At 60.4% G+C, this 22,014-nt stretch carries 20 protein-coding genes and 2 pseudogenes; 8 read left to right on the top strand and 14 right to left on the bottom strand.

Going from position 1 to position 22,014, the window contains the following annotated elements:
- Positions 1–45 precede the first annotated feature (45 nt).
- From ACTS1Z_RS14765 to secB, 4 genes are all read right to left on the bottom strand, one after another.
- Positions 46–690 carry a DUF4136 domain-containing protein gene (locus ACTS1Z_RS14765; protein WP_442625233.1) on the bottom strand — a complete coding sequence of 215 codons (645 nt, stop codon included), beginning with the start codon at positions 688–690 and terminating at the stop codon, positions 46–48.
- A gap of 100 nt (positions 691–790) precedes the next feature.
- Entirely contained in the window at positions 791–1,789 is a 999-nt protein-coding gene (gene trpS, locus ACTS1Z_RS14760; RefSeq protein WP_442625232.1) for a tryptophan--tRNA ligase, read from the bottom strand.
- Positions 1,789–3,387: a murein biosynthesis integral membrane protein MurJ gene (gene murJ / locus ACTS1Z_RS14755; protein ID WP_442625231.1), complete on the bottom strand. Its 1,599-nt coding sequence runs from the start codon at positions 3,385–3,387 to the stop codon at positions 1,789–1,791. Before murJ ends, trpS begins: the two co-directional genes overlap by 1 nt.
- Before the next feature lie 42 nt (positions 3,388–3,429).
- Positions 3,430–3,951: a protein-export chaperone SecB gene (secB, locus tag ACTS1Z_RS14750; protein WP_442625230.1), complete on the bottom strand. Its 522-nt coding sequence runs from the start codon at positions 3,949–3,951 to the stop codon at positions 3,430–3,432.
- A gap of 140 nt (positions 3,952–4,091) precedes the next feature.
- Here secB and ACTS1Z_RS14745 point away from each other — a divergent pair, with 140 nt between their 5' ends.
- The 4 genes from ACTS1Z_RS14745 to ACTS1Z_RS14730 all read left to right on the top strand — a co-directional run bounded on the left by ACTS1Z_RS14745 (position 4,092) and on the right by ACTS1Z_RS14730 (position 7,948).
- A complete protein-coding gene (locus tag ACTS1Z_RS14745) occupies positions 4,092–5,516 on the top strand; it encodes a serine hydrolase domain-containing protein (protein WP_442625229.1) in 1,425 nt (474 codons plus the stop codon).
- An 87-nt stretch (positions 5,517–5,603) separates the two neighbouring features.
- Positions 5,604–6,260 carry a Tim44/TimA family putative adaptor protein gene (locus ACTS1Z_RS14740; protein ID WP_442625228.1) on the top strand — a complete coding sequence of 219 codons (657 nt, stop codon included), beginning with the start codon at positions 5,604–5,606 and terminating at the stop codon, positions 6,258–6,260.
- On the top strand, positions 6,257–7,420 hold the full coding sequence (gene mltA, locus ACTS1Z_RS14735) for a murein transglycosylase A (RefSeq protein WP_442625227.1): 1,164 nt from the start codon (positions 6,257–6,259) through the stop codon (positions 7,418–7,420). Before ACTS1Z_RS14740 ends, mltA begins: the two co-directional genes overlap by 4 nt.
- Positions 7,421–7,948: a Smr/MutS family protein gene (locus ACTS1Z_RS14730; RefSeq protein WP_442625226.1), complete on the top strand. Its 528-nt coding sequence runs from the start codon at positions 7,421–7,423 to the stop codon at positions 7,946–7,948. It abuts the gene before it with no gap.
- Here the strand turns inward: ACTS1Z_RS14730 and ACTS1Z_RS14725 are convergent.
- Both ACTS1Z_RS14725 and dapE read right to left on the bottom strand, forming a co-directional pair.
- On the bottom strand, positions 7,912–8,787 hold the full coding sequence (locus ACTS1Z_RS14725) for an ATP-grasp domain-containing protein (RefSeq protein ID WP_442625225.1): 876 nt from the start codon (positions 8,785–8,787) through the stop codon (positions 7,912–7,914). The genes ACTS1Z_RS14730 and ACTS1Z_RS14725 overlap by 37 nt on opposite strands.
- Positions 8,788–8,798: 11 nt before the next feature.
- Positions 8,799–9,929, bottom strand: coding sequence for a succinyl-diaminopimelate desuccinylase (dapE, locus tag ACTS1Z_RS14720; RefSeq protein ID WP_442625224.1), 1,131 nt, complete (start codon positions 9,927–9,929; stop codon positions 8,799–8,801).
- A gap of 49 nt (positions 9,930–9,978) precedes the next feature.
- Here dapE and ACTS1Z_RS14715 point away from each other — a divergent pair, with 49 nt between their 5' ends.
- Positions 9,979–10,434 (top strand): cupin domain-containing protein, encoded by a 456-nt coding sequence (locus tag ACTS1Z_RS14715; protein WP_442625223.1) that lies wholly within the window; start codon positions 9,979–9,981, stop codon positions 10,432–10,434.
- Positions 10,435–10,446: 12 nt separating this feature from the next.
- On the opposite strand, the gene ACTS1Z_RS14710 is transcribed toward ACTS1Z_RS14715, so the two are convergent.
- The 7 genes from ACTS1Z_RS14710 to ACTS1Z_RS14680 form a co-directional block, all read right to left on the bottom strand.
- A complete protein-coding gene (locus ACTS1Z_RS14710) occupies positions 10,447–11,109 on the bottom strand; it encodes a glutathione S-transferase family protein (RefSeq protein ID WP_442625222.1) in 663 nt (220 codons plus the stop codon).
- Positions 11,110–11,137: 28 nt separating this feature from the next.
- Positions 11,138–11,746, bottom strand: a complete 609-nt coding sequence (yihA, locus tag ACTS1Z_RS14705; protein ID WP_442625441.1) for a ribosome biogenesis GTP-binding protein YihA/YsxC — start codon at positions 11,744–11,746, stop codon at positions 11,138–11,140.
- Positions 11,747–11,777: 31 nt separating this feature from the next.
- The gene (gene yidC / locus ACTS1Z_RS14700; RefSeq protein ID WP_442625221.1) at positions 11,778–13,514 is read right to left on the bottom strand and encodes a membrane protein insertase YidC; all 1,737 of its coding nucleotides are present in this window, start codon (positions 13,512–13,514) and stop codon (positions 11,778–11,780) included.
- A 30-nt stretch (positions 13,515–13,544) separates the two neighbouring features.
- A complete protein-coding gene (gene yidD, locus ACTS1Z_RS14695) occupies positions 13,545–13,757 on the bottom strand; it encodes a membrane protein insertion efficiency factor YidD (RefSeq protein WP_442625220.1) in 213 nt (70 codons plus the stop codon).
- The gene (rnpA, locus tag ACTS1Z_RS14690) at positions 13,754–14,095 is read right to left on the bottom strand and encodes a ribonuclease P protein component (RefSeq protein ID WP_442625219.1); all 342 of its coding nucleotides are present in this window, start codon (positions 14,093–14,095) and stop codon (positions 13,754–13,756) included. The genes yidD and rnpA overlap by 4 nt, the downstream gene beginning before the upstream one ends.
- 17 nt (positions 14,096–14,112) lie before the next feature.
- Positions 14,113–14,247: a 50S ribosomal protein L34 gene (rpmH, locus tag ACTS1Z_RS14685; RefSeq protein ID WP_176874774.1), complete on the bottom strand. Its 135-nt coding sequence runs from the start codon at positions 14,245–14,247 to the stop codon at positions 14,113–14,115.
- Between the two features lie 92 nt (positions 14,248–14,339).
- Positions 14,340–14,645, bottom strand: a complete 306-nt coding sequence (locus ACTS1Z_RS14680) for a hypothetical protein (RefSeq protein ID WP_442625218.1) — start codon at positions 14,643–14,645, stop codon at positions 14,340–14,342.
- Positions 14,646–14,767: 122 nt separating this feature from the next.
- On the opposite strand from ACTS1Z_RS14680, the pseudogene ACTS1Z_RS14675 reads away from it, so the two are divergent.
- Positions 14,768–15,802, top strand: a pseudogene (locus ACTS1Z_RS14675) (YifB family Mg chelatase-like AAA ATPase); the annotation flags it as partial.
- A gap of 734 nt (positions 15,803–16,536) precedes the next feature.
- Here ACTS1Z_RS14675 and ACTS1Z_RS14670 read toward each other — a convergent pair.
- Positions 16,537–17,340: pseudogene (locus ACTS1Z_RS14670) on the bottom strand (recombinase family protein); the annotation flags it as partial.
- Positions 17,341–18,499: 1,159 nt separating this feature from the next.
- On the opposite strand from ACTS1Z_RS14670, the gene ACTS1Z_RS14665 reads away from it, so the two are divergent.
- Positions 18,500–18,928, top strand: a complete 429-nt coding sequence (locus tag ACTS1Z_RS14665; RefSeq protein WP_442625217.1) for a hypothetical protein — start codon at positions 18,500–18,502, stop codon at positions 18,926–18,928.
- A complete protein-coding gene (locus ACTS1Z_RS14660) occupies positions 18,929–21,844 on the top strand; it encodes a hypothetical protein (RefSeq protein ID WP_442625216.1) in 2,916 nt (971 codons plus the stop codon).
- Positions 21,845–22,014: the final 170 nt, after the last annotated feature.

Here is a 22,014-nt window from a genome sequence, read left to right as displayed (position 1 = left end):
CGGATATCACAAGCTATCGAAAGCGGCCGACCGCCGCGGCGTTTCTCAGCCCTCGTCGCGCGGCATGACCGTGATGCGGACTTCCTCGCCCGAATTGCCGGGGAAGCCGGTGAACATCGCTTCGACCAGGTTGGGGACAAGTTCGGTCAGCGCATCGCTGCGTGACCGCGCGCGGGCCCGGCCTTCGAAGACCGATTCGCCATTGGCCGCACGGTCGATCCGCAGTTCGAGCTCGCTCGTGTAGAGCGTGTAGCTCCGCACATGCGGATAGCCGAAGCCGCTGTCGAAAAACGGATCGTACCAGCCGAAATGATAGGGCGAACGCCATCCCCAGCGGCCATAAAAGGCCGAGCGATAGCCCCAGAAACCACGATGGAAACCGGGGCTCGTCACGATCCGCTCGCGCCCGTCGTCGACGCTGTACTGCATGGTGACGACCAGCGTCGCGTCCTGCGGCGAGCGCGCGGCGCTGTAGCCATATTCGCCGAGTTCGAGGGCGACGAGATTTGCGTAGGTGGCGAATTCGAGACCGCCGGCCAGCGATTCGTCCGCCGGCTGGATGTAGAAGCTCTCGCCCTGCGGTGCGGGCATCTGCTGGAAGCGCGCAACGTCGGCGCGGAACGGTGTCGTGCAAGCAGCGATCGCAAGCATCGCGATGGGTGCGGCAAGGGCGAATAATTTGCGGGACATGGCGGGTCTCCGTAATCAGCTACAGCCAACTATATAATATCGGGCGGCTTTATACCAAGCTGCCTGAACCCCGATTGAACGTTCCGTGAACGGATCGGAGCTAGCGCCCGCTCAGCAGACCCAGCGCGCGATAGGCATTGGCGAGGATCGGCGCACCGGTCGCGGCCGCCTTTTCCGCGCCTGCCTGCAGGATCGAATCGAGCGTCGTCGCATCGTCTTTCAGTGCATTGAACCGCGCTGAAATCGGTTCGAGGATGGAAACCGTGAGGTCGGCCAGCGCGGGCTTGAAATCGCCAAAGCCCTTGCCGGCGAACTCGGCCAAGACCGCATCGGGCGCGGTATCCGCCAAGGCCGCGTAGATCGTCACGAGATTTCGCGCCTCGGGCCGCTCAGCCAGCCCGTCCATCGTTTCGGGCAGGGGATCGGGATCGGTTCGCGCCTTGCGAATCTTCTTTGCGATCGCATCGGCATCGTCGGACAGATTTACACGGCTCATGTCCGATACGTCCGACTTGGACATCTTCGCCGAGCCATCGCGCAGAGACATGATTCGCGCCGCCGTCGCGCCGATATAGGGTTCGGGCAAAACGAACGTCTCCGTGCCGGTATCGGTGTTGAATTTTTCCGCGATGTCCCGCGCCAGCTCGAGATGCTGTTTCTGGTCTTCGCCGACCGGCACGTGCGTCGCATTGTAGAGCAGAACGTCGGCCGCCTGGAGAACGGGATAGGCGAAGAGCGCGATGCTCGCGCCTTCCTTGTTCTTGCCGGACTTGTCCTTGAACTGCGTCATGCGGTTGAGCCAGCCCATGCGCGCGGTGCCGGAGAGCAGCCATTGCAGCTCGGCATGGGCGGGCACCCGTGCCTGGTTGAACAGGGTCGAGCGGTCCGGGTCGATGCCCGAAGCGATCAGCGCGGCGGCCATCTCGCGGGTGCCGGCGCTCAGTTCGGCTGCATCGATGGGCATGGAAATGGCGTGGAGGTCGGCGAGGAAGAACAGGCATTCGCCTTCGTCCTGCATCTTCACCCAGTTGACGATGGCGCCGAGATAATTGCCGAGATGGAGATTGCCGGTGGGCTGGATGCCGGAAACGACACGCATCAGTTGGGGGCCTTTCGCTTGACGAGGAGGGCGATCTTGGAGCGATCGATGGCGCCGGTCAGCGCCGCCGCGCCGAAATAGACGAGCATGCCTGCGCTGACCAGTGCCGCGATGGACGCGACCCGCTCGAACACGCTCCCGCCGAACCAGTCGCTGAGATAAGGCAGGAGATAGAAAAGCATCGCCGCCATCGCGCCGGTCGCCAGAAGCTGGCTGAACAGCCGCCCGACGAGCGGGGCGTTGAGCGCATAATGGCCGCGCTTCTGCAGGATCGCATAGAGCATGAAGACGTTGAGCCACGCGCCTATCGCCGTCGCCGATGCGATGCCGACAATGCCGAGGCGATCTATCAGTAGCGCGTTGAAGGTGATGAAGAAGATCAGCACGATCGCCGCGGCATAGACGGGCGTGCGCGTGTCCTTGCGCGAGAAGAAGGCGGGCGTGAGCACTTTGATCAGCACATAGGCTGGCAGGCCAGCGACGAGTGCCGTCAGCACATTGCTCGTGATTCGGGCATCCTCCGCGTCGAACTGCCCGCCGAGGAAAAAGGCGTTCACGAAGGCGGGCGCGCAGATCATCAGCGCGGCCGCCGCCGGAAAGGTCAGCAGCATCGCGAGTTCGATGGCGTTGGACTGGACCCGGTCGGCCTGTTCCTTGTCGTCCGCGCCGATATGGCGGGAGAGGGCAGGGAGGATTGCTGTACCCAGTGCGATGCCGATCACGCCCAGCGGCAGCTGGTTCAGCCGGTCCGCGAAATTGAGATGGCTGACCGAGCCGCCCGGCAATTGCGTTGCGAAGAAGAGCTGCACGAGCTGGCTGATCTGATAAACGCCCGCGCCGAACGCGGCGGGCAGGATGATGATACCGAGTTCCTTTACGTCCTTGGTGAGGCGCGGCCGCTGGAACCGCAGCCTGAACCCGCTGCGTTTCATCCAGAACCAGAGCCATGCCAGCTGCACGACGCCGCCGAGCGCGACGCCGCCGGCGAGAAAATAGGCGACGATAATGTCCTCCCCGCCCGGTCCCCTGACATACTCGCCGATCAGGATCGACGCGTCGTCGCCGATCAGCAGCGCCGCGATCAGCACAAGGTTGAGCAGGATCGGAAAACTCGCCCCGGCCGCGAATCGCGACATTGAGTTGAGGATCGCTGCGAGCAGCGCGACCATGCTGATCAGGAAGAGATAGGGAAAGGTGATCCGCGCCAGCGCGACGGTCAGCTCGAACTTCCCGGGCACTTCCTGGAAGCTGCTCGCCATCAGCCAGATGATCGCCGGCATGGCAATCTCGAACAGCGCTACGAAGAAGATAAGTACCGGCACGAAGACCGACACGACTTCGCTCGAAAACTGCTCGGCGTCCTCCAGCTCTCCATCCTTGCCGAGCTTGCGGCTGAACAGCGGCACGAAGGCGGACGCAAAAGCGCCCTCGGCGAACAACCGGCGAAAGATGTTCGGTAGCTGGAAGGCGACGAAGAAACTGTCCGCCGCCAGGCCGGGGCCGAGGATGCGGGCCAAAAGCATGTCCCGCACGAACCCGGCAATGCGGCTGACCATCGTCAGGCCGCCGATCGTTCCGGTGGCCCGTATGAGGTTCATGGCGTGCGGCCGGCCCCTGCCATCGGCCCCGTCATGCTGCGCTCAGGCCTGGCCAATCGGCGAGTCGATATTGACATTGTCGGACCCGCCCTGCGCGAGCTGCGCCTTTTGCTGCATGTAAAGCGCGGCGAAATCGATCGGCTCGAGCATCAGCGGCGGGAAATTGCCGTCGCGCACCGTGTCCGCGAGAATGCGCCGGGCGAAGGGGAACAGGATGCGCGGCGCTTCGACGAGCAGGAACGGCTCGCGCTGCTGCTCGGGCACATTGGTCAGGCCGAACAGGCCGGCATAGGAAAGCTCGACCTGGAAGGCCGTGCCCTGTTCGAGCTTGGCGCTGACATCGATCTTCAACAGGACTTCCCAGACATTCTCGCCCGCGCTGTCGCTGCCGATATTGAACTGCACGTCGATCTTCGGCGTTTCGTTCGCCTGATAGACGCCCGGCGAATTCGGATTCTCGAACGACAGGTCCTTCACATATTGTGCGAGGATGTTGACGCGCGGCGCATCGTCCGGCGCGCCGGCTGCGGGTTGATCGGGGGCTGCGCCCTGTTCGTCGGCCATGATGTTGTACCTCAATTCCCTGATTGGATGGCTCCGCGCGAAATTGCGCGATTTCGCGATGCCCGCTAGCAGCAGGGCGCAAACAGGGCAATGGCGCCGCCCGGCTTGTCAGGGGACAGGCGCAAAGACAGGATGATGCGATGATCATACGGAATCTCACGATCGGAATATGCGTTGCGGCTGCGGCGATGACGCCGCTCCACGCGCAGAATGAAGAGCCTTCGCCGCGCGATCTGGCGATCGCGGCCGGATACAAGGCCGCGTTTCTGTGCAGCGGCATATTCAATGCGGGACAGAGCGAAGCGGAAGTTGCGGCCGACGATCTGACGCGCATCTATTCGGCCTATCGCCCGCTGATTGGCGACCTTCCGGCCGAGATCGATCGGGAGCGCCAGCGGGTCAGCGTACGTTTCGCCGACAATATGCCGCCACGGGTGGCGCAATGGCGGCCCCAGCTCGGTTGCGCGCAACTGCCGACCGGCGCCGATCCCGATGGCGCAATCCAGCCGGTGGCATTGGGCGCCGATGTCGATGTGCCGGAGCTGGTAGCGAGCGACGCGCGCGCCTGGCCACAGGGCGATGCGGATGCGGTGCGCGCGCTACCGGAGGGGCGGCAGGCCGAACTGGATGGCGTACTTGCGTCAGCGCTGGACCGCGCGACCTATGGCGCCGGCACCGAGACCACCGCCGTGCTCGTCGTGCAGGATGGCCATATCGTCGGGGAACAGTATCGCACGGGCTACAATATGCATCGGCCGCAACGCACCTGGTCGGTCGCGAAAAGCATTGCCGCCACGGTTATCGGCCGCGCCGTCTATCAGGATATCGTCGATCTCGACGAACCGGCACCGGTGCCCGCCTGGCAGACACCCGGCGATCCGCGCGCGGCGATCAACTGGCACCACCTGCTCCACATGAGCAGCGGCTTATGGAGCCCGTTTGCCGGCAATCGCACCGACAATGTCTATTTTGGTGGTCAGCTCGTCACCGATTCGATTCCGGCGCTGCCGCTCGAGGCGGTGCCGGGCACGCGCTGGCGCTATGCCAATAACGATACGCTGCTCGCCGTGCGCGCGCTGCGCTTCGCGCTTGGCGACGGCGAACAGGCGCTGGCCTATCCCTTTACCGAATTGCTGTGGCGCATCGGGATGACGCGAACCACGCCCGAAACCGACTGGCAGGGCAATTTCATCCTTTCGAGCCAGGTCTGGACGACGGCGCGCGATCTCGCACGGATGGGCCTGCTCTATCTGAACGATGGTATGTGGCAGGGCGATCGGCTGCTTCCCGAAGGCTGGTCCGCCTATGTCGCGACGCCCGCGCCGGACCAGCCGCAGCGTATCGGCGGCGTCGGCTACGGCGCGCAATTCTGGCTCTTCGGCCCGGAACAGGGGCTGCCCGAAGGTACATATGCCGCCATGGGCAATCGCGGCCAATATGTGGTCATCGTTCCGGCGCGGAAAGTCGTGATCGTCCGCCGCGGGTTCGATGCGGTGGGCGATGGCGAGCGGTTCGATATCGCGCAGTTCAGCCGCGATATACTGGCTGTGCTGGACGCGCGATGAGGGAAAATCGGGGCTAGGCACCATTCCCTATTTGAAACGCGCCGCCGCGAAGCCTATGTATGGGCAGAATTTTCGAGTGGAGGCCTTGTGGTCGAGATAATTCTTCTTGCGATGGTGGCCGTATTTGTCGGTCTTAGGCTGTTCAGCGTGCTGGGGCAGCGAACCGGTCACGAACAGGAGCCGCGCATGCCGCGCCCGGTAGAGGCGCCACCGACCGTGCAGCAGCGGCCGCAGCCCGTGCCCGATCTCGCGCCGGCTGCCGAAGAAGAGCCGGACGGCCTCGTGCTGCCCGCTGCATCCGCCGGTATCCGCAAGATCGCGTCCGCCGATTCCTCGTTTGACGTCAACGAGTTCCTGATCGGTGCGCAGGCCGCCTACCGCATGATCCTCGAAGCCTTCTGGAAGGGCGATCGCGACGATCTCGAGCATCTTGTTAGCGACGAGGTGATGGAGAGCTTCAACGCGGCGATCGATGCGCGCGAAGCCGAAGGCCATGAACTCGACAACAAGCTGATCATGATCGACCGGACGCAGATCGAGATGGCCGAATATGATTCGGGTACGGCGCGGATCACGCTGCGCTTCGATGCCGATATCGCCGGCGTGACGCGCGACCGCGAGGGCACCGTGATCGCCGGATCGCTTTCCGACGCGGTCGAGACGCACGATATCTGGACCTTCGCGCGCAACGTCCGCGATGCCGACCCCAACTGGAAGCTGATCGAAACCGACGAGGCGTCGTGATCAAGCCGCGGAGCGCTGGCGCGCTCCTGTTGCTTTCCGCGCTGACCGCCTGTGCCGGCATCATCCCGCCCGCAGCCGAGCGCGCATCCCGTCCGCCAGCGCCCGCTCCGGCAACGCCGCCTCCTGCGACTCCGGCGCCTCCCGCCGCAGCCAATGCGCTGGCGCAGGGCGTGCGTTCGGGGCCTTCCGTTGAATCGCTGAATATCAGCCGCGAACAGGCGGAGCGCGCGCTCAGCACCTTTCGGATATCCTGCCCGTCGCTTGTGAGCCGGGAAGACGGCACGGGTTTGACGGTTTCTACCGATTGGACACGCGCTTGCGAGGCCGCACCGTCCTGGCGCAGCGATCCGGAGGATTTCTTCGCCGAGTATTTCCAAACAGTGGAAGTCGGTTCGGGACAGGCATTCGCAACCGGCTATTACGAGCCCGAAATCGCCGCAGCACGCGACCGGCGCGATGGCTATGAATGGCCGGTCTACGCGCTCCCCAACGAGGTTCCGCCATCCTGCGCGCCGGAATGTGGCGAGAACGCATCGCTGACGCGGGCCGCGATCGAGAATGGTGCGCTCGAGGGGCAAGGACTTGCGATCGCCTGGGCCCGGGATCTCGTCGATCTCTATTTTCTGCAGGTACAGGGTTCGGGCATTTTGCGGCTGCCGGACGGCGATGCGATGCGGATCGGCTATGCCGGTAATAACGGCTATCCTTATACGAGCATCGGTCGCCTGATGCGGGATCGCGGGCTGCTCGGCGACGGACAGACGACGGCCGAGGGCATCGCGACATGGCTGCGCGACAATCCCGACCGCGGCCGTCAGATCATGCAGGAAAACCGCCGCTACATCTTCTTCACGGAAGTGAACGGCCCTGGCCCGCTCGGTTCGCTCGGACGGCCGGTCACGCCGCGCGGTACAGTGGCCGCCGACCCCGATTTCGTGCCGCTCGGCGCACCGGTCTTTCTCGACCTCGAACATGATGTCGCCGACGGGCTGTGGATCGCACAGGATACCGGCAGCGCGATCCGCGGCGCCAACCGGTTCGACACATTCTGGGGTGCAGGCGACGAGGCCTATGCCATCGCCAGCGGCATGGCGAGCCGGGGCCAGGCCTATATCCTGATTCCCAGGGCGTCGGCCACGCGCCTTCTGCGCGCCGACTAGATGGCGAAACGCGATCTCAGCGTCGACGAACAGGCGCTCTGGAACAAGGTGATCGAAACGGTCGAGCCGCTCGACCGCAGCCCGCAGAAGGATGCGCCACGGCCAAAGCTTTCTCCTGGTCCCGATCTCGCCGCATACGCCGTCCCGAAACTGCCGCAGCGCAAGTCGGCGCCCGGGCCGGGCACGACGCTTGATGCGAGCTGGGACCGAAAGTTGACGCGGGGCCGGGTCGATCCCGATGTTACGATCGACCTGCACGGCCACAGTCTGAACTCGGCCTATGACCGGCTGGATCGCGGGTTGGGGCAGGCGATAGGTTCGCATGCACGCATCGTCCTCCTGATCACGGGCCATGCGCCGAAAGGGGAGGGGCCGGTTACCCGCGGCAAGATTCGCGCCGCGGTCGGCGACTGGCTGGCGGCGTCGCGCCACGCTCCGCATATCGCGGCCGTGCGCGGCGCCCATCCGCGTCATGGCGGTCGCGGCGCGCTCTATATCGTGCTGAGGCGGCGCGCTGCGGCGTCGTAGATCCTCTCGCCAAGCCCGTCGGCCTGGAGCGGATAGAGAAACGGCTCGACCAGCTCTAATTCCATCAACAGCATGTCCCCGTCCGTCCCGCGCACCATATCGATGCGTGCGTAGAGCGGCGTCTCGGCGAGCGTTTCGAGGATAGATGTTGCGGCAGCGATATCCGCGGCGTCCGGTGTGCAGGGTTTTTCGCGCCCGCCATAAGAGGACTGGATTCGATAGTCGCCATCGGCCGCCGACTTGACCAGCCCGTGCGAAAAGGCGCCGTCTATGAAAACCAAACTCATCTCGCCCTCGCTCTGGATCGCCGGCAGGAAGGGCTGGGCCATCATCGGTTCGGGCATGGGCGGAACCGGATCGCCGCGCTTCAAGCGAAACTGACCCTCTGCGTTCGCGCCGACCTGACGCTTGAATACGAGATCATCGCTGCCCAACGCATCGAAAGCCTGCTCGACATTTGCACCGGCCGGCCGGTCCAGCCACACCGTCGGCACTGTGCGCGCGCCTCGCTCGGAAAGATCCTTCAGATAGGTCTTGCGGCAATTCCAGCGGACCGTTGCGCTGTCGTTGAAGAGCATTGTCTGCGATTCAATCTTGGCCAAACGATCGAGGAACCTTTGCAGATGATCCTGATAGTCCCAGGTCGAGCCGATCAGTACGGCATCGAACCGGCGCCAATCCGCATCTTCGTCATCCCAGGCAATCGCTTCAACCGTCGCGTAATGCGCGGCGAACGCAGCGCTGAGACACTCCATCATCTGGTCATGTTCGAATGCATCGGGGCGGCGTTCGGGCGAGTCCGGCAGGGTCAGGCGGCAGGCGAGATAGGCGATCCGCATGGCGGTTTCCGTCAGACCAGCGCGCGGCGCAACACGCCTTCGTAGATGTCCGTGAGCTTGTGGACATCGGCGACCGCGACCGCTTCGTCGAGCTTGTGCATCGTCGCGTTCAGCAGCCCGAATTCGACGATCGGGCACAGGACATGGAGGAAGCGGGCATCCGATGTGCCACCGCCCGTCGACAGTTCCGGCGTCACGCCAGTCGCCTCTTCGATAGCCGCGCTCACAAGATCGGACAGCGGCCCGGGTTCCGTCAGAAACGCTTCGCCCGATACCATCGCCTCGAATCGGGCGCCCGGCGCTTCTTCGTGCACGATCTCGCGCACCTGCGTGACCAGATCGTCGCCCTTGTGATGCACGTTGAACCGGATGTTGAGCCGGAGATGTGCTTCGCCCGGAATTACGTTGGAGGCCGGGTTTCCGACATCGACGGTCACGACCTCGAGGTTGGACGGCTGGAACCATTCGTCGCCATCGTCGAGATCGAGTTCGTGGAGCCGCGTGCCGACGCGAAAGAGCCGCGTGATCGGATTGTCGCCTTCGTGCGGATAGGCGACATGGGCCTGTTTGCCGACGATATCGATCCACATATTCACCGAACCGCGCCGCCCGATCTTGATCGTGTCGCCGAGCCGGTTTTGCGATGTCGGTTCGCCGACCAGGATCATGTCCGGCCGGATGCCGCGCGCCTCCATCCGCTCCATCAGCGCCCGCGTACCGTGCACGGCCGGGCCTTCCTCGTCGCCGGTGATGATGAAGCTCAGCGTGCCCGGCAGCTCTCCCGCGCGATCCACCGCCGCGACGAAGGCCGCGATCGAACCCTTCATGTCGACCGCGCCGCGCCCGTAAAGCAGATCGCCCTTGGTTTCGGCGGTGAACGGATCGGTCGTCCAGCCCTTGCCCGGTGGCACGACATCGGTGTGCCCGGCAAAGGCGAAATGCGGTCCGCCGGACCCGCGCGTTGCAAGGAGGTTCGGCACGGGCCCGTGCGGCGGCTCGCCCGAAACCATATGCTCGATATCGAAGCCGAGATTTTCGAGTGTGTCGCCCAGAAGCCTCTGCGCGCCGCCTTCTTCCGGCGTCACGCTTGGACAGGCGATCAGCTTTTCCAGCAGTGCGATGGGATCGATTGCGTCACTCATGAAATCGCGTGTAACCGGGCTGCACCCCCTTGCCTAGCAGGAGTGCGCCATGCCCAAGCTCGATCTCGATGCGATCCCGCAAACCAATGCGACCGGCTATCCGCCCGAACATCGGGGCGAAGTCGCCGAGCGCTGGTATCGAAGGCTCGCGCCTGCGGGCGGCCTAAGCGATTTCGGTGTCAGCCATGTCGAGCTCAAACCCGGTGCCTGGTCGGCCCAGCGTCATTGGCACGAGGATGAGGACGAGTTCGTCGTGATGCTTGCTGGCGAAGCGGTGCTTGTCGACGATAACGGGCGCACACTGATGCGCGCCGGCAATTGCGCGGCCTTTCCGAAGAATGACGGCAACGGCCATGCGCTGATCAACGAGAGCGATACGAGCTGTTTCTACATCGCCGTCGGCCGACCTGCGGCCAGCGACTGCCACTATCCCGATATCGACATGCACCTCGAAAACGGCCGCGGCTTTCGGCGCAAGGATGGCAGCGATTTCGACTGGAGTTAGCGGCGGCGCGTCCTAATCCGGCGCTTCCTCATAGCGCTCGATGATCCAGGGCTCGTCCTGCGCGGCCTCGATCCATTCGCGCACCCAGCTATGGGCGATTACGGCTTGGACATAGCCCTGGGCGAAAGGCGGCAGTTTCACCGAATAGGTCACGAAACGCGTGCAGACCGGCGCATACATGATGTCCGCCGCGCAGAAATCGCCGAACAGGAACGGGTTTTCGCCGCCATGGCGCGCCCGGGCCTGCGCCCAGATTTCGAGCACGCGGCCGATCTCGCTGGCGACTTCGGCGCTGAGCTGCCGCGCGGGAAACACCTTACGCACGTTCATCGGCAGATCGCGGCGCAGATTGGGAAAGCTCGAATGCATCTCGGCCGCCATGGAGCGGGCCATGCCGCGCGCAGCCTCGTCCTTCGGCCAGAAGCGATCCCGCCCGACCTTGTCGGCGAGCCACTCGATAATCGCGAGGCTGTCCCACACAACGGTATCGCCGTCCCAAAGCACCGGCACCTTGCCCGAGGAGGCGGCGAACTCATTGCCCTCGCGGCGCTGCTCCCACTCCTCGTCGAACAGCGGGACCGTGACTTCCTCGAAGGAGAGACCGGATTGTTTCAGCGCAAGCCAGCCGCGCATCGACCAGGACGAATAGGCCTTGTTGCCGATGATCAGTTTCATGCTTCGCCCTTCTTCGCGTCCGTTCGTCTCAGCCGATGGCTTGGATAACCTCTTTGCGCAGTTCGTCCACACCCAATCCGGTTTCGCTCGACGTCGTCAGGATTTCGGGATGGGCGGCGGCATGGCCCTTGGCCTGTTCGGCCAGCTTTGCGGCTGTGTCCGCGAGCGCCTTGTCCTTCAGCTTGTCGGACTTGGTGAGCACGATTCGATAGCTGACCGCGGCCTCGTCGAGCATATCCATCAGCTCGCGGTCGATATCCTTGAGGCCGCGGCGCGCATCGATCAGAAGGAGCGTACGCTTCAGCGTGGGGCGGCCGCGCAGGAAGTCGTTGATCAGATGCCGCCAGCGCTTCGCCACCTGCGGCGGAGCCTTGGCGAAGCCATAGCCCGGCATGTCGACGAGCCGGAATTGCGGCGGATCGCCGACTTCGAAGAAATTGAGCTCCTGCGTTCGGCCCGGCGTATTGGAGGCGCGGGCGAGGCCCTTGCGGTTGGTCAGCGCGTTGAGCAGCGTCGACTTGCCGACGTTCGATCGGCCTGCGAACGCAACTTCGGGCAGGTCCGCTTCGGGTATATACTCCAAGCTCGGCGCCGATTTCAGAAAGTCGATGGGCCCGGAAAACGTCTTCCGAGCCATCTCTTCCAGAGCGGCCTGATCGGTCACCACACTAATCCTTCGCCATCTTCGCCTGTTCCTTCAGGCGCGGATCGCGGCTGTAGAGCCATCTCTGCTGCGCGATGGTGAGGATGTTGGACGTCACCCAGTAAAGCTGCAGCCCGGCGGCAAAGGGCGCCATGATCACCATGAAGACCCAGGGCATGATGCCGAAAATCTTCTGCTGGGTCGGGTCCATCGGTGCGGGGTTCAGCTTGAACTGCAGCCACATGGTGATGCCGAGCAGGATCGGGAGAATGCCGATCGCGAGCCAGGTCGGCGGCGTGAAGGCGAGGAGGCCGAACAGGTTGACCGGCGTGAGCGGGTCGGGCGCGGACAGATCCTGCAGCCAGAGCGCGAACGGCTCGTGCCGCATTTCCACCGACAGCAGCAGCACCTTGTAGAGTGCATAGAAGATCGGGATCTGCAGGAAGATCGGCAGACAGCCTGCAAGCGGATTCACCTTCTCGCGCTGGTAGAGGGCGAGCACCTCCTGCTGCATCTTCGGCTTGTCGTCTTTGTAGCGTTCCTGGATTTCCTTCATCTTCGGCTGCACGGCGCGCATCCCGGCCATCGACGAAAACTGTTTCTGCGCGATCGGGAACATCAGGCCGCGGATGATGAAGGTCATCAGGATGATCGCGACGCCGAAATTGCCGACGGTCGTGAACAGCCAGCTCAAAAGATAGAAGAGCGGTAGCTCGAACCAGTAGAACCAGCCCCAGTCGATCGCGCGATCGAGCTGGTTGATACCCGCATCGACCTCATAGCGTTCGAGCAGGTGCGTTTCCTTCGCTCCGGCGAAGAAATAGGTTTCGGTCGAGAGTGCCCGGCCGCCTTCGATCACCGTCGGCTGGCCGGTGAACACGGCCTGATAGCGGTCATTGGGCAGCGCCATGAAGGCGGCGTCCACGGCCCGGTCGTTGGCCGGGGCCAGCGCGCCGAGCCAGTATTTTCCGTTGAAGCCGAGCCAGCCATTTTGCAGCGAGAAGCGTTCGCCTGACGATCCTGCCTCGTCGAGATCGTCGAAATCGAGGTCGCGGTGGAGAACATCGTCCCAGAAGCCATAAGGACCCGTGTGGATCAGCCAGGTATCGGGGTCGGGGTTCGTGCCGCTGCGCATCTCGCCCTGATGCATGAGCAGCGCATAGGGCCGCGCGCTGATCGGCGCGTCGCGCGTGTTAGATACGCGCTGGCCGATCGTGAACAGGAAGTCTTCGTCCACCTGCAGTTCGATCTGGAAAAGCTGGCCGGTGCCGTTGCGCCAGCTCAGGGTGACGGGGCTGTCCGGTGCGAGGCGCTCGCCATCGGCCTGCCAGACCGTATCGCCCGTCGGCATCTCGACACCTTCACCGGCCCAGCCGAAATGCGCAAAATAGGCTTGCCCGGTATCGTCGGGCGAGAGCAGGCGGATCGGCGGCGAATCCTGCTCGATCTCTTCGCGATAATCGAGGAGAACCAGATCGTCGATCCGCGCGCCGCGCAGGTTGATCGAGCCTTCGAGACGCGGCGTCTCTATCGGGATGCGCGCCGCTTCGGCCTCGCCGATTACGTCCTCGACGTTGCGCGTTACTTCGGCCTCGGTGACGGCGGCCGCTTCGGTTTCCGGAAGGACCACATCCGCTTCGGCTGCCGTTTCCGGCGCGGATTCGGGCGGCGGCGGTGCAACCTGCTCGGCGACAAAGCTCCAGCCGATCAGCACAATCGCAGAAAGCACGATCGCAAGGATCATGTTGCGCGAATTATCCACCGCAATTCCCCATTCTTCTCTTGTCTCTACTTATGGAACCGGATCGTGACCCGATCCGCCCCAGGGATGGCAGCGCAGGATGCGCCGCAGCGCCAGCCAGCTACCCTTGAATGCCCCATAGCGCGTCCAGGCAGTGATCGCATAGGCCGAACATGAAGGTTGATAGCGACAACTCGGCGGCAGGATGGCCGAGGGCCCAATTTGCCACAGGCGCGCGAGGCCGATGAGCAGTCTGGCGATCATCGGCTGACTCTCTCGAGCGCCTCGGAGAAGTCGCTGCGTAGTGCGCCGAAGTCCCGCTCGATACCGCCCTTGCGGCCGATCAGCACATGATCGGCGCCCGCAACGCCTTGCTCGGGCAATATCTCACGGCCCAGTGCCCGGAACCGCCGCTTCATGCGGTTGCGGACGACAGCGCCGCCGATTTTCTTGGTGACCGTAATGCCGAGCCGGATCGTGTCGTCGCCATCCGCCCGGTCGCGGACGAGCAAAACGAAGCCGGGCATGGCCGCGCGTTTGCCGCGATTGGCGGCCAGAAAGTCGCGTCTTTTCGTTAGCGTCGCCACACGGGGCGCAGACATCGCGCTCGGGGCGGCGCTTAGGCGGACAGCTTCTTGCGGCCCTTGGCGCGGCGTGCGCGCAGCACGTTGCGGCCGCCGACAGTTGCCTTGCGGGCCCGAAAACCATGCCGCCGTTTGCGCACGAGATTGCTCGGCTGGAAGGTGCGCTTCATCGCTCAATTCCTCAAAAACTGGAACAAAAAGGGCCGCGCCTTCCGGGCGGCCTCAAATCTGGCTGTTCTGCTAATCGAACCCCCGGCGAAAGTCAATCGGCGCCTTGCTCTTCGCGCCGCCGGCGTATGCGCCTGAGCGTGCTCTTCCGCCGCATCGCCCAATCGACCCATTCGCCCTTTTTGGGATGTTTTGCTTTCAGCCGAGCATAGAAGCGCCGGACGATCGCCGAGTTCTTCAGCATGAGCGGAAAGCCGATGGCGAACATGAAGATGCCGCCGGGGCCGGGCAACAGCCCGACGATCGGCGCGGTGATGACGAGCAATCCGCCGATTACGGTCAGAACGAAACGGATTCCGGCGCGCTTGTCGGGCTGGTTAGAGATGGCTTGCTCTTTCACACATGCGAATTGGGTATCTCACTCTATCTGAACAAGAGATGTGACCGAATAGAGGCTTTTGCTCGACTCTTGCGGCGGGGCGTGTCAAAAACAGAACAAACAGTGAAAATAGGGGGGTGGCGATGGTCGCTCATGTCGCGACTACGGCCTATCTGGGATTGGAAGCGCGGGCGGTGGAGGTACAGGTCCAGATTGCGCCCGGCGTGCCGGCCTTCAATCTCGTCGGGCTGCCCGACAAGGCCGTCGCGGAGAGCCGGGAGCGGGTGCGCGCTGCGATTTCGGCCATCGGGCTCTCGCTGCCGCCCAAGCGGATCACGATCAATCTCTCGCCGGCCGATCTTCCCAAGGAAGGCTCGCATTACGACCTGCCGATCGCGCTCGGGCTGCTGGGCGCTATGGGCGTGATCGATGCCGAGACGCTCGCCGCCTATGTCGTGGTCGGCGAACTGGGTCTTGACGGCCGGGTGGCACCGTCGCCCGGCGTATTGCTCGCGGCGCTCAACGCTTCGGAACGCGAACTCGGGCTGATCTGCCCGGCCGCCCAAGGGGCCGAAGCGGCCTGGGCGGGCGATGTCGAGGTGATCGGCGCGCCCGATCTCCTGTCGCTGCTCAATCATTTCAAGGGGACGAGCCAGCTTCCGCCGCCCGTTCCGGGAAACGTCGAAGAGCCCGTCGCCGGGCCGGATCTCAAGCAGGTGAAGGGGCAGGAGACGGCCAAGCGCGCGCTCGAGATCGCCGCGGCCGGCGGGCACAACCTGCTCATGTCCGGGCCGCCGGGATCGGGTAAGTCGCTGATGGCGGCGTGCCTGCCCGGCATCCTGCCCGAGCTGACGGCGGCCGAAGCGCTGGAAGTGTCGATGGTCGCGAGCGTCGCGGGCACGCTGGAAGGCGGTAAGCTGGCGCGCAACCGGCCCTATCGCGCGCCGCATCACTCGGCCTCCATGGCCGCACTGGTTGGCGGCGGGCTCAAGGTGCGGCCCGGCGAGGTGAGCCTTGCCCATCTCGGCGTGCTGTTTCTCGACGAGCTGCCCGAATTCCAGCGCCCGGTGCTCGATTCGCTGCGCCAGCCGCTTGAGACGGGCACCGTTTCGATCGCACGAGCCAATGCGCATGTCAGCTTTCCGGCGCGCGTCCAGCTGGTGGCCGCGATGAATCCGTGAGGTTGTGTTGCTTTCACGCCGCCTCTTTGGGGAGGGGAAGGATTGGATGGGTTAGAGGATGATTTGTTTGAGGAGTTTGATGAAGCTGGGGGCGTAGTTGGTTCATAGAGGAAGGTGAATTCAATCTCGTCCTCTGATATGTCCACTCGCTGTAACACTGACTCGATGAGCAGTCGTTTATTCTCTCGACTAAGATCGCCCCACTTATCGAGAATGTCAGTGGTCTCTTTGATCGCCTTCTCGGCGTTTGAGACACTCACTTCAATTGCGTCACGGCGAGCCAACAAACGTGGCAGTTGCTCGGTCAGTTCTAACTTACGTTCTTTCTGCCGTTCGTAGCGCTGTTTGAATTCGTGCTCATCGAGCGCTTCCTTCTGATACAGTTCAAGGAGCGTGCCGATGTCTCGATCAACTTTGCGGATCGTTTCGCTGTGCGTTTCGATCAAGTCAGATAGCTCGGCGATTTTTCGGTCAGCTTCCTTACGACGAAGATCAAGATCGGCACTCGTTAATCCCGCAGACGAAATTTCGGCCAAGAAACACTCTTCGAGCACGTCCATCGGGATGCGGTTCTTGCAGGATCGACAAACGTATTTGTTGGACTGGCTCGGCACGATCATTTTGGTGCCGCAATAGCAATAGGCATAGCCTATAAACAGATTGACGGACTTGCGGACGGTGCGCTTGCCGCGTTTGCGTAAGCTATCCATATGACCGACGCAGTCGTCATATAGGTCTTGTGAGATGATGGGCTCCACCTCATGATAGACCCATTCACTTTCCGGCTTGTATTCCCATGCTCCGGTGGCCGCATTTGACTGACGGGAGTAGTTGGCGCGCTTCTTCCCGATGGCGGTGGTGTCCCGCAGGAGACGTTCGACAGAGGTATCGCTCCACTTGGCCCCTTTGCGGGTACGGTGGCCCATGTCGTTCAGCAGTCGCGCTACGGTCCGCCGCCGTCGATGCTTCTGATACAATTCATACATGAGCTTGCGGATTGGTGCTTCGGTTGGATCAACCACCAACCGCTTATCCACCCAGCGGTAGCCAAAGGGAGCTGGGCCGCCGAGCGGCTTTCCCATCTTCGCTCGAATCGGGACGGAGGCGGCTACCCGAGCGGCAATCTCTTCGCGCTCCCAGTTCGCCATCGCGGCCAGCATGTTGTAGAACATGCGGCCGGCAGGCGATGAAGTATCTATGCTCTCTTCGAGCGATACCAGATCGGCATCATGCCGCTGGAAGATTTCAGAGAATTCGAGCAGTTCGCGATTATTGCGCGACAGTCTGGCGAGTTTGGAAAAGATGAGACCGGAAATCCTACCGGACTGAATATCTGCCAGCATCTTCGTGGCTTCGGGGTGATCAATGACGCGCTTGCCGGAGACGGCTTCTAGCCGATAGGTCTCAACGACATCCCAGCCTTTGCTCTCAGCGTAAAGCAGCGCACGATGTTCGTGAACGTCGAGGGAGTCTCCTTCGACCTGATCATCAGTCGATACACGGAGCCAAATGCCGACCTGCTTACTATTTACCATCTGCAGAATTTAGCAGGCTGTATGGGTAGTTCAAACGGTATGAGTCGAACCGATTCTGGCATGACAAAGCTGAGACGGCTCGGAAGTCGCTTGGACATATTGGGGAAACCCTGAAGTACGCCGCCGCCCTTGGTCTCAATGTCGATCTGCAGGCAACAACGAGGGCAAGAGCACTTTTGGGAAAACAACGGCATAAAACAGAGCATATCCCTGCCATGCCTTATGCAGATGCGCCAAGCTTTTACCGCTGGCCATACGACCAGGATCTCACGGCGGCGTAGGCTTTGCGGTTTCTGATTCTGACGGTTGCCAGGACTAGTGAGGTGTGTCTAGCCACTTTTGGTGAGATTGAAGATGACGTATCGACACTCTCTTCGGAACGCACCAAAACCGGGCGCGAGCATCGCATACCTCTGACAACTGGAGCGCCGTCAGCAGCTAATGGTTGCATGGACAGCATATGGCCGCAAAATTTGAGAAAAGCGGCAATCACATGGATGAGCAGGGCGAGACGACGATAAGCATGGATTTGCAAATAGCTGCTCCACGAACTCGATAACCTAGCATGATGCCATCGAGACTCTGAAACGTCTCGCAAGCGCTTGAAGCGACCGTAGCACATACCCGGCGAGCGGCGGTATAGTGGCGAGAATGGCCCAAATGTGGTAGTCTAAATGTATGAAGCGAGCCTTTTTCTCTTCAATTCCCTGCAGATTTGCCTGTCGGGAGTTGAAAGGGAGAAGCAATGCTTAAAATCGAAGATCTCGAAACAAAACACCTGAGGGACGTCCTGCTGCTTTGGCAGTTCAATATGGGCAGTAGGATAGATGGAGTACACGCCGATAAGCTCGTTCAATCTTGGTTCAATGAGTTAAAGTGTGGCGGTCCGTTCAGGCCAAGGGCTCTGAAATCGAAATGGGTCGATAGTTGTGACGTTTGCTTGGCGATCAACGGTTGTGGAGAACTTTACGCCGTTTGCTGCGAAGCCGCTCTCTCGATCCCAGGGTTTGACGATGAACTATATTCTGCTGCTCGGGAATTCGAGAAAGCCGTTTCCACGCTTCAATAGTTCTTATCGGATAGTTCTTATCGGGATGGTCATTGACCATCCCGTTTTTGGCTTCTAGCTCAGAAACCTATCTTTCGAGGCTCAAATAGCATGTGCGATCACATCTCGCTACTCTTACCAAACCGCCCAGGCGAGTTCCGCCGTGTTACTCGCGTGCTTCAAGAGAACCAAATCAACATACTTGGTTATGGCCTTACCTCAGAAGGCAACACTGGCATTTTACATGTCTTATGTAGCGATCATGATTTTGCCTACCGGGCTCTATTTCAAGAGTACCGGTACTACTGCAATCAGGCACCGGTACTAATCTGCCCAGTCTCCCACGACCCGGGGCAACTACACAATGTACTTCAAGCACTTTACGACAATGATCTGAATGTTGAGATGGCCTATCAAGCAGTAGATATGACGGGCCAGTTCCTGCAGATCTTCCAGTTAGCTGACAGAGCACGCACGGAGTCAGCTCAAGAACTGCTTCGAGCTTCGGGTGTGGATGTACTTCAGGAACAGCCAACCTAAATGACCGAGCTTGCGAAAGCGGTTGAAGCCTTTGTCAGTCCCGAATTTAATGGATGGGCGATCGACAAAGGGGATGGAGAGATCGAACCGTTCGATCCTCTGATGCTATTCCAGTCTTTTATTGAGTCAGAAATCCCATTGCCGCCGGCGATGAAGATATTCGACGGAGTGGCCGAGCGGCTTAAGAACCCGAAGTATCAATTGGGTTCGAAGCAAGAGCAGCCATCATCACAACCGCTCTTCAGTTTTGAGCTCATTAGATCAGCTGTCATCGATGAGCTCGTGAACGCACCCGACGAGCAAGCGGCATATTGGCTCTCAAATTATGACGGCATGTTCGGAATGCTGCCCGATGAGGAAGAGGATGATGATCAGCTTATTGATCCGCGCAATGCGGCGAACTTGCGAGACGTGATCTTGGAAGTCATCGCAGAAAGTGGACAGCTGAAGGTGGTGCACCGACAAAGCAAAGATTTGTTCATTGCAAATGTAACGAAGTATCTGCGTTATTGTGGATTCCATAGGATAGATCCAGCGTTCCTGAAGGACTTTGTCAGAGCTCTATGTCTTCATTCCTCGAAATCTGTTCTCTTCTTGGGCCACATTGATAACGAACAGATGATCACCATTCTGGATCATCAAGAAGAACTGCTACAAAGCCTGAAGCTGGTTGACGAGCCATCACGGGCGAACCTGCTCAAGGTGATTGTCGAGAACTTCTCAAGAGCACTATTGAACTGGTCAGGCCACATTGCTGTCCCATCGGCGCAGTCCAGCCAGGTACAGTTGTCCCGTCTGCTGAAAGACGCACAGAAGATACTGGACTGCGATGATAACGAAGTTGAGTTCGAAAGAGCCGATAGGGCTTTGGTCTGCAGGAGGCTCTGTCAATTGTTTGAAGGCAGTCGTTTGCAGCCTAGAAACCTCTTCATCCCTTTGGATAGTGCGATTGAAGCAGAGGCCAATGGCAATTTCCGCGAGATGGCATCACTCTTAGGAGCGCTGATCAAGACGATCAGATCGGCGCTGTCGGGAGAATACGATACTTCGAGCTTGGAGTTGATCGAACGATCATCGGACGAAGGCTATGCTGCTGAATTTTGCAAGATACTGGATAGACGCTCGATCGATTTTGAGCGTGAAAGTGGCAGCGTTCGCATTCAATGCGACTACTCATTTCATACAATTCTCAGTCTAGGCCGCTACGCAAGCTTTTCATTCTTCGACGGCTTCTCGACGGATGAATTTGATTTAGCGCTTAAGCGATACTCCGCGTCGACAATCCTCGTATGCATAGCAGAATCAGAATTGAGCAGAGAAGCAGCTGCAGAGATCGAAACGAAGATCATTGAGTCCAAAGCCCCTCTAGTTGTGATACCTAGGTCCAAGCTCGAAAAGCATCTGTCAAAGGGCCATGACGTAAGAGATCTGATCGTAAGTCAAATAGCGCTCCAATTCCCCTTCATCCTAAGTTGGGAAGCTGACCCGTTTGAGACAAATTTACCTGAGATTCCTGCATCAATCTCCAACCGCGACAAGTCTCGGTTGAAAGCACAGCAGAAACTCATTGAGGATGGTCGGTCTAGCTCTGCGTGCCAGGGGATCGGCGCGTTCTTTGAAAGTCGACTTAGGTCGTATGCGCTTTTCGTCCGCGACACGATTGCATCAGGTCGAGCGGGCAAAGGCGAGACTGTGCCAATCCCGAGGGCATGGGATATCGGTGGCTGTACTTGGTTTCTGAAACAGGTCTCAGCGAACCCAGGTAGGTGGAGAGGAATTGAACAGTTTCTGATAGATCCTGAGACGTTTGAGCTACTCAATCGAGTAAGAAAACGCAGGAACCTCTACCAACACCACGATCTAGAAGTTGAGCAGATTACTGCAGAGCGATTCTTGGTGGACGTCTGGCTCGCTTGCGGGGCATTTCGCGATGCTATGGGCGGTGTTAGGAAGGTAGTCTCCTTCCCAGATGACGGCAAAGTGTTCATTCTTGACACTGATGAGAATGCGGGCGAGACATTCGACCTCGTCCGCTGGGATCAGCTCGCGAGCAAGCTTCGGGTGGAATTCAAGTTCCGCGATCCGCAAGTAAGGGTCCTCGGATACGCCTATAGCGACGATCCTCAGGATGTTTCGATGGCATCAGCGACCTGCCCCCGCTGCCAATCAATAGAATTCCAGCTGGTTTCAGGGAAGAAATCGTTCTGCTCAACCAGGTGCGATCGCTTCACCGAGCTCCCAAGCGACTGGCTCGACGTCATCACGATAGCCAATTCCAGTATCGAAGGCCGAAAAAATGGGGGCATGACGTTGGAAAAATCAATAGAAGGCGACGGGCAACGTAGCGGCCCTTCCTCTTGGCTAAAACCAATCGGGGAAGGCCTAGCGCAAGCCCTTGGACCGTTTGGTGCGCCGCTGAAGGTGTTTCTAAGCAAATCAGACAGCAAGAGTTTGCAACGCCTAGAGGACAAGGTCGATAAGATTTTGGCTCACTCAGAGATTGGCGATATTGATCAGCTTCTCCAGCATGAGTTCGGCGATACTGAGATCAGTGCACCAGTTACTTCAAACTTGGCATTTTGGATTCACTCCGCGAGCAGAGGCAATCACTCGCCAATATCAACAATCCCGTTCAGTGCATCGCTCGTCTCAGAGAATGAGATGAGTACCGAGTTGAGCATGCTGTACGAGGGAAAGGCCGAGCTTTTTCGAACCGACATCGCTGAAGCTGGAGTGCCACTTGGCCGCATCAGGTGGACTGGCACACTGGATGCGGACATTCGGGATGTTATCACAAGTCTCCGCGGCGCCAAGCCTGAAACAGTTTTGACATTTTGCACGACGCTAGCAGCGAAAAACCCCGGATCAAATGTGCTTTCTCAGGCAACAGAAAACATCGAAGAATTCTTACGGTAGAGCAACTCCGCCACGTCTTATGCCAGCATATTGCGTTGCCTTGAAAACTAAGGGCAACAATCAGATTCTGTTCCTGTAGAGCCAATTTTAGCAGAGATGTGAGTTCAGCTTCGCTTGCAGAATATCTATAGGACCTTCTCAGGTTCGAGGATTTTTGGACTCGCGAGAGT

It is taken from the genome of Parasphingopyxis sp., from assembly GCF_052168295.1.
Lineage (GTDB): Bacteria > Pseudomonadota > Alphaproteobacteria > Sphingomonadales > Sphingomonadaceae > Parasphingopyxis.
Note: the sequence above shows the minus strand (reverse complement) of the source record. Positions and strands in the feature narration are given on the sequence as shown.

Bases quoted from the DNA above. Each gene is read 5' to 3' on its own strand.
- ACTS1Z_RS14765 (WP_442625233.1), bottom strand. From the start codon at position 690: ATGTCCCGCAAATTATTCGCCCTTGCCGCACCCATCGCGATGCTTGCG.
- trpS (WP_442625232.1), bottom strand. From the start codon at position 1,789: ATGCGTGTCGTTTCCGGCATCCAGCCCACCGGCAATCTCCATCTCGGC.
- murJ (WP_442625231.1), bottom strand. From the start codon at position 3,387: ATGAACCTCATACGGGCCACCGGAACGATCGGCGGCCTGACGATGGTC.
- secB (WP_442625230.1), bottom strand. From the start codon at position 3,951: ATGGCCGACGAACAGGGCGCAGCCCCCGATCAACCCGCAGCCGGCGCG.
- ACTS1Z_RS14745 (WP_442625229.1), top strand. From the start codon at position 4,092: ATGATCATACGGAATCTCACGATCGGAATATGCGTTGCGGCTGCGGCG.
- ACTS1Z_RS14730 (WP_442625226.1), top strand. From the start codon at position 7,421: ATGGCGAAACGCGATCTCAGCGTCGACGAACAGGCGCTCTGGAACAAG.
- ACTS1Z_RS14725 (WP_442625225.1), bottom strand. From the start codon at position 8,787: ATGCGGATCGCCTATCTCGCCTGCCGCCTGACCCTGCCGGACTCGCCC.
- dapE (WP_442625224.1), bottom strand. From the start codon at position 9,929: ATGAGTGACGCAATCGATCCCATCGCACTGCTGGAAAAGCTGATCGCC.
- ACTS1Z_RS14715 (WP_442625223.1), top strand. From the start codon at position 9,979: ATGCCCAAGCTCGATCTCGATGCGATCCCGCAAACCAATGCGACCGGC.
- ACTS1Z_RS14710 (WP_442625222.1), bottom strand. From the start codon at position 11,109: ATGAAACTGATCATCGGCAACAAGGCCTATTCGTCCTGGTCGATGCGC.
- yihA (WP_442625441.1), bottom strand. From the start codon at position 11,746: ATGGCTCGGAAGACGTTTTCCGGGCCCATCGACTTTCTGAAATCGGCG.
- yidD (WP_442625220.1), bottom strand. From the start codon at position 13,757: ATGATCGCCAGACTGCTCATCGGCCTCGCGCGCCTGTGGCAAATTGGG.
- rnpA (WP_442625219.1), bottom strand. From the start codon at position 14,095: ATGTCTGCGCCCCGTGTGGCGACGCTAACGAAAAGACGCGACTTTCTG.
- rpmH (WP_176874774.1), bottom strand. From the start codon at position 14,247: ATGAAGCGCACCTTCCAGCCGAGCAATCTCGTGCGCAAACGGCGGCAT.
- ACTS1Z_RS14665 (WP_442625217.1), top strand. From the start codon at position 18,500: ATGTGCGATCACATCTCGCTACTCTTACCAAACCGCCCAGGCGAGTTC.
- ACTS1Z_RS14660 (WP_442625216.1), top strand. From the start codon at position 18,929: ATGACCGAGCTTGCGAAAGCGGTTGAAGCCTTTGTCAGTCCCGAATTT.